The organism is Kitasatospora sp. NPDC101176, assembly GCF_044768035.1.
Classification (GTDB): domain Bacteria; phylum Actinomycetota; class Actinomycetes; order Streptomycetales; family Streptomycetaceae; genus Kitasatospora.
The window spans coordinates 1-14378 of the sequence record NZ_JBIWPA010000039.1 but is presented as its reverse complement, the minus strand read 5'-3'; the positions used below and the strand labels follow the sequence as shown (position 1 = coordinate 14378).

The 14378-nt window shown below is 73.5% G+C and carries 13 protein-coding genes and 1 pseudogene; 9 read left to right on the top strand and 5 right to left on the bottom strand.

Translation table 11 applies throughout. From position 1 onward, the window contains the following. Positions 1 to 242 precede the first annotated feature (242 nt). Both ACIRS1_RS34250 and ACIRS1_RS34245 read right to left on the bottom strand, forming a co-directional pair. A complete protein-coding gene (locus tag ACIRS1_RS34250; protein WP_360214229.1) occupies positions 243 to 1769 on the bottom strand; it encodes an MFS transporter in 1527 nt (508 codons plus the stop codon). 182 nt (positions 1770 to 1951) lie between these two features. Further along, positions 1952 to 2644, bottom strand: coding sequence for a TetR/AcrR family transcriptional regulator (locus ACIRS1_RS34245; protein ID WP_360214231.1), 693 nt, complete (start codon positions 2642 to 2644; stop codon positions 1952 to 1954). A gap of 251 nt (positions 2645 to 2895) precedes the next feature. Here ACIRS1_RS34245 and ACIRS1_RS34240 point away from each other — a divergent pair, with 251 nt between their 5' ends. After that, on the top strand, positions 2896 to 3477 hold the full coding sequence (locus ACIRS1_RS34240; RefSeq protein ID WP_402846115.1) for a Uma2 family endonuclease: 582 nt from the start codon (positions 2896 to 2898) through the stop codon (positions 3475 to 3477). 120 nt (positions 3478 to 3597) lie between these two features. Continuing rightward, the gene (locus tag ACIRS1_RS34235) at positions 3598 to 4386 is read left to right on the top strand and encodes a VOC family protein (protein WP_387904980.1); all 789 of its coding nucleotides are present in this window, start codon (positions 3598 to 3600) and stop codon (positions 4384 to 4386) included. Between the two features lie 3 nt (positions 4387 to 4389). Here ACIRS1_RS34235 and ACIRS1_RS34230 read toward each other — a convergent pair whose 3' ends face one another. Both ACIRS1_RS34230 and ACIRS1_RS34225 read right to left on the bottom strand, forming a co-directional pair. Further along, positions 4390 to 4935, bottom strand: coding sequence for a hemerythrin domain-containing protein (locus ACIRS1_RS34230; RefSeq protein ID WP_402846113.1), 546 nt, complete (start codon positions 4933 to 4935; stop codon positions 4390 to 4392). Between the two features lie 116 nt (positions 4936 to 5051). Further along, on the bottom strand, positions 5052 to 5648 hold the full coding sequence (locus tag ACIRS1_RS34225) for a TIGR03086 family metal-binding protein (protein WP_402846111.1): 597 nt from the start codon (positions 5646 to 5648) through the stop codon (positions 5052 to 5054). A 188-nt stretch (positions 5649 to 5836) separates the two neighbouring features. Between ACIRS1_RS34225 and ACIRS1_RS34220 the strand changes: the two genes are divergently transcribed. After that, positions 5837 to 6406, top strand: coding sequence for a DoxX family protein (locus tag ACIRS1_RS34220; RefSeq protein ID WP_402846109.1), 570 nt, complete (start codon positions 5837 to 5839; stop codon positions 6404 to 6406). Between the two features lie 293 nt (positions 6407 to 6699). After that, positions 6700 to 9024, top strand: a complete 2325-nt coding sequence (locus tag ACIRS1_RS34215; RefSeq protein ID WP_402846107.1) for a M9 family metallopeptidase — start codon at positions 6700 to 6702, stop codon at positions 9022 to 9024. Positions 9025 to 9138: 114 nt separating this feature from the next. On the opposite strand, the gene ACIRS1_RS34210 is transcribed toward ACIRS1_RS34215, so the two are convergent. After that, positions 9139 to 9900, bottom strand: a complete 762-nt coding sequence (locus tag ACIRS1_RS34210) for a PP2C family protein-serine/threonine phosphatase (protein ID WP_402846211.1) — start codon at positions 9898 to 9900, stop codon at positions 9139 to 9141. A gap of 226 nt (positions 9901 to 10126) precedes the next feature. Between ACIRS1_RS34210 and ACIRS1_RS34205 the strand changes: the two genes are divergently transcribed. The 5 genes and pseudogenes from ACIRS1_RS34205 to ACIRS1_RS34185 form a co-directional block, all read left to right on the top strand. After that, positions 10127 to 11224, top strand: coding sequence for an LLM class flavin-dependent oxidoreductase (locus ACIRS1_RS34205; RefSeq protein ID WP_360214251.1), 1098 nt, complete (start codon positions 10127 to 10129; stop codon positions 11222 to 11224). Beyond that, positions 11221 to 11859 carry an FMN reductase gene (locus tag ACIRS1_RS34200; RefSeq protein ID WP_360214253.1) on the top strand — a complete coding sequence of 213 codons (639 nt, stop codon included), beginning with the start codon at positions 11221 to 11223 and terminating at the stop codon, positions 11857 to 11859. Before ACIRS1_RS34205 ends, ACIRS1_RS34200 begins: the two co-directional genes overlap by 4 nt. Positions 11860 to 12166: 307 nt before the next feature. After that, positions 12167 to 13201, top strand: a complete 1035-nt coding sequence (locus ACIRS1_RS34195) for a Dyp-type peroxidase (protein WP_402846105.1) — start codon at positions 12167 to 12169, stop codon at positions 13199 to 13201. A gap of 29 nt (positions 13202 to 13230) precedes the next feature. Beyond that, positions 13231 to 14070: a family 1 encapsulin nanocompartment shell protein gene (locus ACIRS1_RS34190; protein ID WP_402846103.1), complete on the top strand. Its 840-nt coding sequence runs from the start codon at positions 13231 to 13233 to the stop codon at positions 14068 to 14070. A 195-nt stretch (positions 14071 to 14265) separates the two neighbouring features. Then, positions 14266 to 14378 (top strand): annotated as a pseudogene (locus ACIRS1_RS34185) (electron transfer flavoprotein subunit beta); the annotation flags it as partial.

Below are 14378 nucleotides of genomic sequence, written 5' to 3'. Positions count from 1 at the left end.
TCCGATGGAAACGGGGATAGTTCCCCGTTTCACGCTGGGGCCACCATAATCGGGGAGTGATCCCCGTTTCCACCCCGGGGGTGTCCCGGACCGCCCGGTGGTCGGACCGCCCGGGGCCGGACGGCCGGCCCGGCGCTGCGTGCGGGCCGCACGCGCCCGGAACCCGGAAACAACGAGCGGCCCGCCCGGTGTCGTGGAGACACCGGACGGGCCGCGTACGCACCCGAGTGGACCCGCAGGCGTCAGTGCACCAGCACCGGCACCTCGTCGGCCTTCGCCGCACCGGCGCCCGACTCCTGGGCCAGCGACGGCCGGCCCGCGTTGACGAAGGTGAAGGCGATCGCGGCGGCCGCCACCAGGATCCCGAAGGACACCCAGATCGCGGTCGTGAAGCCGTGCACCATGCCGCCGAACTGCACGGCCTTGGCGGCCTGCGGCGAGGCGGCCGCGGCGCCGGCGTGGGCGGCCAGCCAGCTGGTGGTGGCGCTGGCCGCGATGGTGTTCAGCAGCGCGGTGCCGATGGCGCCGCCGACCTGCTGCGAAGTGTTGACCATCGCGGAGGCCACGCCCGCGTCCCGCGGCTGGACCCCGTAGGTGGCCAGGCTCATCGCCGGCATGAACGCGGTGCCCATGCCGAGGCCCATCAGGACCAGTCCGGGCAGGATCAGCACCGGGTAGGAGGTGTCCAGGCCGATGTTGGTCAGCAGCAGCATGCCCATCGAGGCGACCAGGAAGCCGGGCGCCATCAGGTAGCGCGCCGGGACGCGGGTCATCAGCCGGGCGCCGATCTGGGTCGAGCCGGTGATCATGCCCGCCACCATCGGCAGGAACGCCACGCCGGTCAGCACCGGGCTGTAGCCCAGCACGATCTGCAGGTAGTAGGTCAGGAACAGGAACAGGCCGAACATGCCGATCACGGCCAGGCCCAGCGACAGGTACACGCCGCCGCGGTTGCGGTTCAGCACCACGCGCAGCGGCAGCAGCGGGGCCTTGACCTTCCGCTCCACCAGCACGAACGCGGTCAGCAGCACCGCGGCCGCGACGAACAGCGCCAGCGTGCTGCCGGCCGTCCAGCCGCTGGACTCGGCGCGGGTGAAGCCGTACACCAGGGAGACCAGGCCGGTGGTCACCAGCAGGACGCCGGGGACGTCCAGACGGTTGCGGTTGCGGCCCTCGGCGGGCTCGCGGATCACCATGACGGCGCCGGCGGCGGCCACGATGGCGAACGGGATGTTGACGAAGAAGGTCCAGCGCCAGTTCATGTACTCGGTCAGCAGGCCGCCGAGGATCAGGCCGATGGCGCCACCGCCACCGGCGATCGCCCCGTAGATGCCGAAGGCCTTCGCGCGCTCCTTCGCCTCGGTGAAGGTCACCGCGAGCAGCGACAGCGCGGCCGGCGCGAGCAGCGCGCCGAACACGCCCTGCAGGGCGCGTGCGCCGAGCAGCATCGCGGTGTTGGCCGCGAAGCCGCCGAGCGCGGAGGCCACCGCGAAGCCGGTCAGGCCGACGATGAAGGTCCGCTTGCGGCCCCAGAGGTCCGCGATCCGGCCGCCGAACAGCAGTAGGCCGCCGAAGGCCAGCGCGTAGGCGGTGATCACCCACTGGCGGTTGCCGTCGGAGATGCCCAGGTCGCGCTGGGCGGACGGAAGGGCGATGTTCACGATGGTGGCGTCGAGGACGACCATCAGCTGGGCGAGGCCGATGAATATCAGCGCCTTCCAGCGCCGGGGATCGGGCAGCGTCGCCGGTCGGGCGTCGGTTCCAGGCATGGGGGTACTCACTTCACGGTGCGTGGCGTGCGGGAACGGTCGGGTCACCGTGCGGCTCGCCGCCTCGCGGGGCGGTCGCGGCCGGACGGTCGGTCGGGTGCGGTCGGTCGGGGCCCGGGCGTGCCGGGGCGGTCCCGGCGGTCCGGTCCGGACGGCGCGGGAGGTCGGGTCGGTCGGTGGTGCTACCGGTGGTCGGTCAGTGGGGGTCGGAAGTCCTCGAAGGTCGCCGCCCGGCCCGGGAGGACCGAACGGGCCGGCGCGCGCAGGCCGTCCAGGAACAGCTGCAGGTGCCGGTGGACGAAGTCGTCGAGCAGCTGGCAGGACGTCCCCGGCAGCGGCCGGGTCAGCTGGCTCATCGCGATGACCAGGTCACCGTGTTCGGCGTCCGGCCGCAGCTCGCCCGCCGCCCGCGCGCGCTCCATCAGGCCGCTCACGGCGGCCGTCAGGCGCTCACGGGCCTCGGTGAGGTCCGGGTCGTACGGGTCCACGTGGCTGGTGAACACCGGGCAGAGCGCGCCGACCTTCTCCGCGACGGTCGCGTGCGCGAACCGCTGCAGAGCGTCGAACGGGCCCCCGCCACCCGGGGCGTCCGCGTCCGCCGCCGCCGTTTCGGCGATGGCCAGGACGCGGTTCTTGACCAGCAGCGCCACCTCGCGGATCAGCGCCCTGCGGTCGGGGAAGTTACGGTACAGCGTGGCGTTGCCCACCCCGGCCCGCTTCGCGATCTCGTCCAGCGGCACGTCCGCACCGTGTTCGACGAAGGCGTCGCGGGCAGCCAGGACGATCCGTTCCCGGTTGCGGGTCGCGTCGGCGCGCAGCTTGGGCGCGCGAACGGTCTCCACGGGACGGACCGGCTCGGTGGCTGCGGTGGTCACGGCGACTGCTCCTCCAGGATACCGGGGAAGTTCTCCCCGCTTGTGCCTACGAAGATGCAAACGGGGATTCCCTCCCCGGAAATTTCGGCTTCGAGTGTGACCTGCGTCACATCTTCCCGGCGTGTCCGTCACTCGCGCCGCCCGGGCCGCGGGCGGGCGGCCGTCCACTATCGTCGGACTCTGGACGGCCCGTAACCACTCGCCGGTGTGCTCGTTGATCCAGGGGATGCCGGGGCGAAGGAGGAAAGCCCGTGACCGCGATCTTCGACCGCCCGCAGATGCTGCCGGAGGACTTCGAGGAGCTCGCTCGGGGTGCGGCCCGGACCCTCGAACGCATCCGGCTGGAGTTCATCAACGGGAAGCTGGGGGTCAAGCCCGTGCCGGGCGGTGGTCACGGCCGGATCATCCAGTGGTTGTTGCGGATCTGCATCCAGGCCCGGCCGGAGCTCTACCTGCATGACCAGGGGTTGAGGATCCAGGGCTACCGCGGTGGATACGCCCGGCCGGACGGCACGCTGGCTCATGAGGACGCGTTCGTCGGCGAGGGGGAGTGGGCCGGGACCGGCGCCGTACTGATGGTCGTCGAGGTCACCTCCTACGATTCCGACACCGATCGGCGCGACCGTGTAGAGAAGCCCCGTGCCTACGGCGAGTCCGGTGTCCCGGTCTACCTGCTGATCGACCGGGACTCCGCGGAGGTGGCCGTCTACAGCCAGCCTGACGGCGTGCGCTACGAGACCGCCCACACGGTTCCGTTCGGCAAGACCGTCCGGCTGCCCGAGCCGGTGGGGATCGTGCTGGACACCGAGCCGCTGAAGAACTGGGTCCGCTGAACCCGGCCATGCCTTCCCGGGGGCGCTCGGCCGCGCGGCCTAGGCTGAGGGCGTCCCGGGCGGCCGGTGGGCCGTGGGAGTCGGGAGGGGCCCGGCGGCCGGGTGGCGAGGAGGTCCGGGATGGGCAGCGGTGAGACCGCCAGGGTGCGCTGCGTGGCGGCCGTTCCGTGCTGGGTGAGCCTGATGGCCCGGGACCTGGAAGGGGCCAAGGAGTTCTACGGTCCCCTGCTCGGCTGGGAGTTCGAGCCGGGCCCGGACCGGTTCGGCCCCTACGTGCACGCGGTGACCGGCGGGGAGGCGGTCGCCGGGCTGGGGGTCACGGGCGCCGGCTGGGACATCCCGGTGTCGTGGACCAGCTACTTCGGCACCGAGAGCGCGGACGCCGCCGCCGACGCGGTGCGTGAGCGCGGGGCGACCCTCGCGGTGGGCCCGCTGGCCTTCGACGCCGGGCGGGTGGCCTTCGCCGCGGACCCGGCCGGGGCGGTGTTCGGCATCTGGGAGGGCCCGCCGGGCCGGGCCCGGCGGCTGGACCTGCCGGGCGCGCCGGTCTGGATCGAGCTGCGCACGCCGGACCCGTTCGCGGCGGCGCTGTTCTACGGCGAGGTGTTCCGCTGGGACGGCCGCGACCCGGAGCGCTTCGAGGTCCGCTGGGAGCACGACCGGGTGGTGTTGCGGACGGAGGGGCACAGCGTCGCGGCGCTGGCCAAGGAGCAGACGGACGGCCCCGCGGGGCTGCCGCCGCACTGGGAGGTGTTCTTCGCCGTCCCGGACACCGACCGGGCGGTGGCCCGGGCCGAGGAGCTGGGCGGCTCGGCGCTGGGCCCGGCCTTCGACTCTCCGTACGGGCGGGTGGCCCGGCTGCGGGACCGCGAGGGCGGCCGGTTCGCGGTGATCAGCCCGAAGGGCTGACGGTCACGGGGCCGCCCCGGCGGCCTCTCCGGCCGGGTCGGCGCCCGTACCGTTCCCGGCGTCCGCACCGCCCGTACCGTTCCCGGCGTCCGTGGGGCCCTGGGCGGGCTCCGCGCGTTCGGCCCGCAGTCGGTCCCCGAGGGCCGCGCGCGCGGCGGCGGGCAGGGCCTTGCGGGCGGCGGGGAAGAGCTGCTTCTCCTCGCCGGCCAGGTGCCGGCGGAGGGTGTCGGCCAGTCCGCGCAGCAGGGGGTCGAAGCCGGGGTCGTCGGCGGGCAGGCCCTGCAGGTCGGAGAGGTACTGCCCGATCGCGAGGTGGTCGTGGATGCTGCTGAACACCAGCGCCCCGCCCTCGGGCACGTCGTGCTGCACGACGGGGAAGAGGTGCTCCTCCTCGGCCGCGCAGTGGGTGAACAGCAGGTCGGTGAGGCGGGTCAGCAGGTCGGCGCGTTCGGCGGCGCCCGCGGGTGCGGCCTCGACCCGGTCGAGCAGCTCGGTGACCGCCCGGTGGTCGGCGGTGAACTCGCCGAGGATGTCCGGCCTGCGGCTCATGGCGCGCCCGCCTCTCGAACGGAAACCTTCCCCCGCTCCCTCCAGTATCCGGCGTCGGCCGCCGGATCCTCCCCCGGGCGGCGCGGACGGGGCGGGGGCGGGGGTGTCGCCGCAGGTCAGGGGTGGTCGCGTCGCCCGGTGAGGGCGAGCAGCCGGGTCTGCGGGCCCGCGTCGTCGGGGGCGGGCAGGGGCGGGTCGAAGAGGCCGCTGCCGGAGAGGTCCCCGTAACCGGTGATCTCGCCGAGGGCGAAGTCGACGAGTTCCGCCGGGAGCCGGGTGCGCCGACCGATGCCGGCGGCGAGGTCCCAGGCGTGGATGGCGAGGTCGGTCGTGAGCTGGTCGAGGTAGTACTGGCCGGAGACGTCGCCGAAGGACAGGTGGACGGTGAGCCCGGTGGCGCCGGGGACGGCGAAGGCCTCCCGGGCGGCCGCGGCGGCACCGGCCCAGGCGGCGACGGGGTCACTGCCGAGGACGTCGCCGTCGAAGCGCCCGCCGACCTCGGAGACGGTGGCGCCCATCAGGAGTTCGGGGGTCCAGAGCTGTTCGCCGGTGAGGTGGTTGACGAGGTCGCGGACGGACCAGTCGGCGCACGGGGTGGGGGCGCCCCACTGGTCGGGGGCGATCAGGCGGACGCGTTCGTCGAAGGCGGCGAGGGCCTGGGCGTACGGCGTGCCGGGGTCCGCGGCCGGTCGGTGGTGCCTGCGTTGGGCCATGTCTCCACCCTGCCCCGGGCGGGGTCCGGCCCGCGAGTCGCTCACGGACCGTCAGTTGTTCAAATTCGAACTCCAAGGTACGGTCGAGGAGCGGCCGGTTCAAATTTGAACAACAGCTGCGGGGCGACGGCCCCGCCCGTGCCGCACCACCACACCCCTACGACCGACCCCGATCGATGGAGACGCGCATGCCGAGCAGCAGCCCGAGCACGACCGCCCCCACCACCACCGTCCGCCCGGGCCTGGCGACCCCCGGTCCCGCGACGACCTCGCCGCACGCCTACGACGCCGGACTCCTGCTCCTGCGCCTGGTCCTCGGCCTGACCATGGCCGCGCACGGCAGCCAGAAGCTGTTCGGCTGGTTCGGCGGCGGGGGGATCGACGGCACCGGTCAGTTCTTCACCATGAGCGGCTACCCGGCGGGCGACACCATGGCCGTGGTCGCCGGCCTCACCGAGACGCTCGGCGGACTCGCGCTCGCCGTCGGCCTGTTGACGCCGCTGGCGGGTGCCGCGATCGTCGGGACGATGGTCAACGCGATCGCCGTCACCTGGGGCGGCGGCTTCTTCGCCCCGAAGGGCAGCGAGTACGAGCTGCTGCTGACCGCGGGTGCCGCGGCGCTCGCGCTGACCGGCCCGGGCCGGTACGCCGTGGACCGCTTCCTGCCGGTGCTGCGCGCGCACCGGCTGGCCTACGGGGCGGCCGCCGTCCTGGTCGGCCTGGTGACGGCCGGCGCAATCCTGCTGCTGCGCAAGTAGCGCCCCGGACCGCCGGCGGGGCGGAGCGGGTCCGTGGACCCGTAGCGCCCGGAGGGTCCGCGACGAGGCCGTGGTGACGAACCGTCACCACGGCCTCGTCGCCGTTCCGTTCCCGTTCGAACCGATCTCGGCTCAGGGGCTGTTCAACGTCATGTGATGTGTGCCATGGTACATGTCACACTCCCCACCGTGTGCACGGCGGAGCCGCCCCCACGCGGAGCCGCCGCCAACGGTCCTCGCCCCCACACCGGCCGCACCCCCAGCGCGGCCGAAGACGGCCCGGAGGCCCCCACGTGAGTACCCCACGCCCGTTGCGACTCCCGCAGCTGGCAAGACTGTTGACGCTCGTCCTGACCCTGCTCCTGACGGTCGGTCTGTTCGCCCCGCGCAGCCAGGCCGCCCCCGCCGCCGCCCCGAGCCCCGGCGACGCCACCGCGACCCGTCCCGCGCCGACCGCGCCGGCCCCGCCGCCCGCCATCGGCGCCTCCCCGGCGCAGGCCGCCGCGGAGGCGGCGGACGGCCGCAGCGCCCTCCCGCCCCGCCAACCCGCTCCGCTGGCCCTGGAGTCGGCGGTCCCGGCGGCGTCCGGGCGGTCCGCCGCCAAGGCCCTCGGCTCCGGCGCGGCCGGTGCCGGCGCCGCGGCGGCCTGCAACGTCGGCGACTTCACCGGCCGCACCGGTGGCGCCCTCGTGCAGCAGATCAAGTCCGTGGACCTGGACTGCATCAGCAGCCTGTTCCAGATCGGCCGCGGCGACGCGGCGGCGGCCTTCCGCGAGTCCCAGATGGTCACCGTGGCCTACGCGGTGCGCGACGCCGCCGGCGGCTACCGGGGTACCAACGACTCGTCGATCACGCAGCTGATGTACTACCTGCAGGCCGGCTACTTCGTGCAGTTCTACAACGCGGACGTGGTGGGCCCGTACGGCGCCGCCCTGAAGACGGCGACCCGCTCCGCGCTGGACGCGTTCTTCGCCAACCCCCACTCCCGGGACGTCAGTTACGACAACTCGGGCCCGCTCGGCCGGGCGACCACGCTGATCGACAGCGCCCAGGACAGCGCCCGCTACCTGCCCGTCGTGAAGCAGCTGCTCGCCGCCTACGACAGCGCCACCTGGAACCCGGCCAACATGGCGTACGCGCTGAACCCGGTGTTCACCGCGCTCTTCCGCGGCCACCAGGAAGCGGACTTCCTGCCCGCCGTACAGGCCGACCCGAGCGTGCTGGACGCCCTGTACACCTTCGCCGTGCGCAACAACGACCAGCTCGGCGGCTCCTACGGCAACCTGGTCTTCAACGCGGTCACCGAGATGACCCGCTTCATGCAGTACCAGTCCTTCGTGCCCAGGATCCGCCCGTGGGCGCAGACGCTGGCCGCGCAGTCCTCCCCGGCCGACCGCACCCGCTACCAGCGGGCGGCCGTCGCCCTCGCGGTCCGCTTCTACGACACCGCCAACTGCGCCTCCTACGGCACCTGCGACGACGCGGCCCGCTTCAAGGCCGCCAACCTGCCGGTCTCGTACACCTGCAGCCCGAGCATCACGATCCTCGCCCAGGCGTTGGACACCACTCAACTCGGCACCGCCTGCACCAGCCTGACCGGCCAGGACGCCTTCTTCCACACCGTCGCGCGCGACAACGGCCCGGTCCGGGACGACAACAACCGGACGATCGAGGTCGTGGTCTTCCACTCCTCCTTCGACTACCAGGTGCTGGCCGCCGTCATCTACGCGATCAACACCAACAACGGCGGCATGTACCTGGAGGGCGACCCGGCCAAGGCCGGCAACCAGCCGCGGTTCGTCGCCTACGAGGCCGAGTGGGCCCGCCCCTCGTTCGAGATCTGGAACCTCAACCACGAGTACACGCACTTCCTCGACGGCCGGTTCGACATGTACGGCGACTTCGACGCCGGGATGTCGACCCCGACCGTCTGGTGGGTCGAGGGCTTCGCGGAGTACGTGTCCTACGCGTACCGCAAGGTCGTCAACGACGGTGCCATCGCGGCGGCCGCCCGGCACACCTACAAGCTGAGCGACCTCTTCGACACCGGCTACGGTGACCAGGACCGGGTCTACCGCTGGGGCTACCTCGCCGTCCGCTACATGCTGGAGCAGCACCGCTCCGACCTCGACGCCGTGCTCGCCGAGTACCGCACGGGCGACTGGGCCGGAGCCCGGACCCTGCTCAAGACCACCATCGGCACCCGGTACGACGCCGACTTCGACGCCTGGCTGACCAGGTGCGCCAACGGCGCCTGCGCCGGCGGCACGCCCACCCAGCCGCAGCTGCCGGAGTGCGCGGGCACCGACGTCCGCAAGCTGGACGCCAACTGCGCGCGCAGCGACATCGCGGCCACCACCGGCAACTACGCGCACTTCTACCTGCTGGTGCCGGCCGGCACCAAGCAGGTGAGGATCACCACCAGCGGCGGCACCGGCAACGGCGACCTCTACTACAACCCGAGCGGCTGGGCGTACACCAACGCCTACGCCACCCGCTCGGCGGGGCCGGACAACGCGGAGACTCTCACCGTCACCGATCCGCCGGCCGGCTACGTCTACTTCAGCCTCTACGCCCAGCAGGGCTTCGGCGGGGTGAGCGTCACGAGCGAACTCTGACGGCGCCCCGGAGCGACCGATCACGGACAGGTGACCGCCCCGGCGGGAGCGCTTCGGCGCCCCGCCGGGGCGGGTCCGCTTCCCCGTCCTGCGGTGCGTTTCCCCGCGGGGCGCCTACTCGCCGATCCGGACCAGCGCCAGGGTGATGTTGTCCGGCCCGCCCGCCTCGACGGCCGCCTTCCACAGGTCGAAGGCGGCCTTCCCGTCGGCGCGCTCCGAGCCGCCCGAGGAGCGGGCCAGCAGGTCCGCGAGCTCCTCCTCCGGCACCGGGTCGGTCAGTCCGTCGCTGCACACCAGGTAGCGGTCGCCGGTGGCCAGCGGCTCGGTGCGCAGGTGCGGCTCGACGAAGGTCAGTCCGAGCGAGCCGCCCAGGGTCTGGGTGACCACGGAGGTGGTGCGCCGGCCGGGCGGCAGCGGGGGGCTGTCGTCCACGCTCACCCGGTGCAGGCCGGCCGCGGTGATCCGGTAGACCCGGCTGTCGCCGACGTTGAAGGCCAGGGCCTGGTCGGGCAGCAGGACGAGGCCGGCCACCGTGGTGCCCATCGCGGCGAGCCCCGGGTCGCCGCCGGCGGCCGCGTAGACCGCGCGGTTGCAGTCCTGGAGCTCCTCCCGGACGGCCTCCTCGTCGGTCAGTCCGGCGCCGTCGGCGGCCAGCCGGCGGGCGACCAGGGAGCTGGCGACCTCCCCGCCGGGGTGGCCGCCGAGCCCGTCGGCGACGGCGACCACGCAGGGCGGGCCGAGCGGGAACAGCAGGGTCTGCGGGTTGCCGGTCACGGTGGCGCAGAGCGTCCACGGGCCGACCGTGAGGCTGTCCTCGTTGTGTTCCCGCACCAGGCCCTCGTGGCTCAGCGCGCTCACCGCGATGTACGCCGCCATCGGTTCGCCGCCCTTCCGGAGCTCCTCCCTCAATTGTGGGCGGGTCCTGTGGATCCCGCGGGGCCGGCGGCCGGCGGGGGAGCGGTGCGTCCGGGGCGGGGGCGCCCGGTGGGAATAGCGGGGCGCACCCCGGTGCTAAGGTGGTTGAAAGTTTGACGATCTGGCCCGGGAGGGCCACGGAGCCCGGGCCCGCAGGCCCGGGCCGACCTGGAGTGTGGTGAGCAGCATGCAGTTCGGAATCTTCACCGTCGGCGACGTCACCCCCGACCCGACCACCGGACGCACCCCGAGCGAGCACGAGCGGATCAAGGCCATGGTGGCCATCGCGCGCAAGGCCGAGGAGGTCGGCCTCGACGTCTTCGCGACGGGCGAGCACCACAACCCGCCGTTCGTCCCGTCCTCGCCGACGACGATGCTCGGCTACGTCGCCGCGCAGACCGAGCGCATCATCCTCTCCACCTCGACCACCCTGATCACCACCAACGACCCGGTGAAGATCGCCGAGGACTACGCGATGCTCCAGCACCTGGCCGACGGCCGGGTGGACCTCATGATGGGCCGCGGCAACACAGGCCCGGTCTACCCGTGGTTCGGCCAGGACATCCGCCAGGGCATCCCGCTCGCGATCGAGAACTACGCACTGCTGCACCAGCTCTGGCGCGAGGACGTGGTGGACTGGGAGGGTCGCTTCCGCACCCCGCTGCAGTCCTTCACCGCCACCCCGCGCCCGCTGGACGGCGTCCCGCCGTTCGTCTGGCACGGCTCGATCCGCAGCCCGGAGATCGCCGAACAGGCCGCCTACTACGGGGACGGCTTCTTCGCGAACAACATCTTCTGGCCCAAGGAGCACTTCCGGAAGCTGGTCGGCCTCTACCGCGAGCGCTACGCCCACTACGGCCACGGCACGCCGGAGCAGGCGTACGTCGGCCTCGGCGGCCAGGTGTTCATGCGCCGCAACTCGCAGGACGCGGTGCGGGAGTTCCGTCCGTACTTCGACAACGCGCCGGTGTACGGGCACGGGCCCTCGCTGGAGGAGTTCACCGAGCAGACCCCGCTGACCGTCGGCAGCCCGCAGGAGGTCGTCGAGAAGACGCTGTCCTTCCGCGAGACCTTCGGCGACTACCAGCGCCAGCTGTTCCTGATGGACCACGCCGGCCTGCCGCTGAAGACCGTCCTGGAGCAGCTGGACCTGCTCGGCGAGGAGGTCGTGCCGGTGCTGCGCGAGGAGTTCGCCAAGGGCCGCCCGGCCGGGGTGCCGGACGGGCCGACGCACGCCGCCCGGGTGGCGGCCCGGGACGAGGAAGCCGTGGAGGTGGCCGAGTGAACGCGTTCAAGCTGGTGGTGGTGAGTGCCGGGCTGAGCAAGCCGTCCTCGACCAGACTGCTGGCCGACCGGCTCGCCGGATCGACGGACCGGCAGCTGGCCGCGCGGGCGGGGCTGCCGGAGGGCGCCGCGGCCGACGTGACGGTGGTCGAGCTGCGCGACCTGGCGGTCGAGATCGCCAACAACCTGGTCACCGGATTCCCCGGTGCGGCGCTGCGGGCTGCGGTCGGTGCGGTGACGGAGGCGGACGCCGTGATCGCGGTGACGCCGGTCTTCACCGCCTCCTACAGCGGTCTGTTCAAGTCCTTCTTCGACGTGATCGACCACGACGCGCTCGCCGGCAAGCCGGTGCTGATCGCCGCCACCGGCGGCACGCCCCGGCACTCGCTCGCCCTGGAGCACGCCGTCCGGCCGCTCTTCGCCTACCTGCGGGCGGTGGTGGTGCCGACCGCCGTCTACGCGGCCACCGACGACTGGGGTGCCGGCGGGGACGGGCTCACCGAGGGCCTACCGGGCCGGATCGACCGGGCGGCGGGCGAGCTGGCCGCGCTGCTGGCCGGCCGCGGCCCGGCGGCGCCGACCCTGCCGGACCAGGTGGTGCCGTTCGCCGAGCAGCTGGCGGCGCTGCGGGCCTGAGCCGCCGGCGTGGCAGTGGCAAGGGCAGTGGCAGGGGCGGGTGCGCGAGGGCGCCCGCCCCTTCTGCACGTCCGGGGCGGCGGCCGCCCTGCCCGCCGGACCTCCGTCGCGCCGCCCGGTGCTCCGTTCGGGCGCCCGCTCCCGTGCCGAAACGTCCGCTCTGCGGTGTAATCGTACGCATGATCAGATCTCCGCTGGTCCGTCCCGCTCCCGGCGCCCCGTCCCGCTCCGGCCGCCCGGCGCGTCGCGGCGACCACCGCGCCGAGCGGGGCGCCCTCCGGGCGCGGTGAGGAGGGGCGAGCCGACCATGCAGGCCGAACCGCAAGCCGTGCTCTCCCCGCTGACCAGCGCGGCCGTCTTCCTGGTCCTCACCGTCGAGCCCGGCGGCGAGGACGCCGTCCGTGCACTGCTGCCCGACCTCGCCGGGCTGCGCCGCGCCGTCGGCTTCCGCGCCCCCGAGGGCGGTCTGACCTGCGTCACCGGCATCGGCTCCGGGCTCTGGGACCGCCTCTTCACCGGCCCCCGGCCGGCCTCCCTGCACCCCTTCCAGGAGGTGGCCGGCGCCCGGCACCGGGCCCCGGCCACCCCCGGGGACCTCCTGCTGCACCTGCGGGCCGAACGGATGGACCTCTGCTTCGAGCTGGCCGGCCAGCTCACCGGCCGGCTCGCCGGGGCCGCCACGGTGGTCGACTCGGTCCAGGGCTTCCGGTACTTCGACGACCGGGACCTCCTCGGCTTCGTGGACGGCACCGAGAACCCCGAGGGACGGGCCGCCGTGACCGCGGCCCTGGTCGGTGCGGAGGACCGGGAGTTCGCCGGCGGAAGCTACGTCGTCGTCCAGAAGTACCTGCACCGGCTGGACACGTGGAACGCGCTGAGCGTCGAGGAGCAGGAGGGCGCGGTCGGACGCACCAAGCTCACCGACATCGAGCTGGACGACGAGGTCAAGCCCGCCGACTCGCACGTGGCGCTGACCGTCGTCACCGGCCCGGACGGCGAGGAGCGGAAGATCGTCCGCTTCAACATGGCCTTCGGCTCCTTCGAACGCGGCGGCGAGTTCGGCACCTACTTCATCGGCTACGCGCGCGACCCCGGGGTGACCGAGGAGATGCTGCGCAACATGTTCGTCGGAAACCCGCCCGGCACCACCGACCGGCTGCTCGACTTCTCCACCGCCGTCACCGGCTCGCTGTTCTTCGTCCCGACCGCCGCGCTGCTCGACTCCCCGCCGCCCGCACCGCCGGCGCCGGGCACCCCGCCCGTACCGCCGGCGCCGGGCACCCCGGCCGCGCCCCGCGCGGACGGCTCGCTCGGCATCGGCAGCCTGCGCGGCACCTGCTGAGCCGGCCCACCCGACAAGGACCCCGCACCATGGACAACCTGCACCGCGACCTCGCCCCCGTCTCCGCCGCCGCGTGGGCGGAGATCGAGGAGGAGGCCCGCCAGACCTTCAGGCTGCACGTCGCCGGGCGGCGCGTGGTCGACCTGCACGGCCCCGAGGGCGCCACCCTCGCCGCCGTCGGCACCGGCCACCTGACCGGTGTCGAGCCGCCCGCCGACGGCGTCGAGGCCCGCGCCCGCGCCGCGCAGCCCGTCGTCGAGCTGCGCGTCCCCTTCACCGTCCGGCGCGAGGCGGTCGACGACGTCGAGCGCGGCGCCCGCGACTCCGACTGGCAGCCCGTGAAGGACGCCGCCCGCACCATCGCGCTGGCCGAGGACCGCGCCGTCTTCGAGGGCTACCGCGCCGCCGCGATCGAGGGCATCCGGGACGCCTCGACCAACGCCCGGGTGCCGCTGCCCGACGACGTCCGGGAGTACCCCGAGGCGGTGAGCCGGGCCCTCACCGCCCTGCGGCTGGCCGGCGTCGGCGGGCCCTACTCGCTGCTGCTCGGCGCGGACGCCTTCACCGCCGTCAACGAGACGAGCGACCACGGCTACCCCGTCCACAACCACCTCGCCCGGCTCCTCGACGGCGACATCATCTGGGCCCCGGCCATCGAGGGCGCCTTCCTGCTCTCCACCCGGGGCGGCGACTTCGAGCTCTTCCTCGGCCAGGACGTCTCGGTCGGCTACCTCGCGCACGACGCCGACACGGTGCGGCTCTACCTCCAGGAGTCGCTCACCTTCCGCGTCCACACCGGCGAGGCGGCCGTCGCCCTGGGGAGTCGTACCGGCACGACCAGGCCGCCCGGCCACCAGGAAGGGTACTGAGTTCCTTTACCAGGGGTACTGAGTGCCGTATTCTCTCGGTGGAGCCTCTGACGCCAGTCGAAGAGAGCCGACACGGCATGCCGGTCCAGGTGGCGCTTGCGGCGCGCAGGGCGCGGCCGGGCCGGAATTGGCACTCAGTACCCTCGGCATCACCTGAGGCATGGATCCAGTGCACCCGTGACAGGAGAACCGCTCATGAGCTTGAGGATCGTCGTCTGCGTGAAGCACGTGCCGGACGCGACGGGTGACCGTCGGTTCGCGGACGACCACACCACCGACCGGGAGGGCGTGGACGGCCTGCTGTCGGA

Excerpts from the sequence above, each read along its gene's own strand:
- ACIRS1_RS34220 (WP_402846109.1), top strand. The coding sequence starts at position 5,837 with ATGCCGAGCAGCAGCCCGAGCACGACCGCCCCCACCACCACCGTCCGC.
- ACIRS1_RS34235 (WP_387904980.1), top strand. The coding sequence starts at position 3,598 with ATGGGCAGCGGTGAGACCGCCAGGGTGCGCTGCGTGGCGGCCGTTCCG.
- ACIRS1_RS34195 (WP_402846105.1), top strand. The coding sequence starts at position 12,167 with ATGCAGGCCGAACCGCAAGCCGTGCTCTCCCCGCTGACCAGCGCGGCC.
- ACIRS1_RS34190 (WP_402846103.1), top strand. The coding sequence starts at position 13,231 with ATGGACAACCTGCACCGCGACCTCGCCCCCGTCTCCGCCGCCGCGTGG.
- ACIRS1_RS34210 (WP_402846211.1), bottom strand. The coding sequence starts at position 9,900 with ATGGCGGCGTACATCGCGGTGAGCGCGCTGAGCCACGAGGGCCTGGTG.
- ACIRS1_RS34230 (WP_402846113.1), bottom strand. The coding sequence starts at position 4,935 with ATGAGCCGCAGGCCGGACATCCTCGGCGAGTTCACCGCCGACCACCGG.
- ACIRS1_RS34225 (WP_402846111.1), bottom strand. The coding sequence starts at position 5,648 with ATGGCCCAACGCAGGCACCACCGACCGGCCGCGGACCCCGGCACGCCG.
- ACIRS1_RS34250 (WP_360214229.1), bottom strand. The coding sequence starts at position 1,769 with ATGCCTGGAACCGACGCCCGACCGGCGACGCTGCCCGATCCCCGGCGC.
- ACIRS1_RS34205 (WP_360214251.1), top strand. The coding sequence starts at position 10,127 with ATGCAGTTCGGAATCTTCACCGTCGGCGACGTCACCCCCGACCCGACC.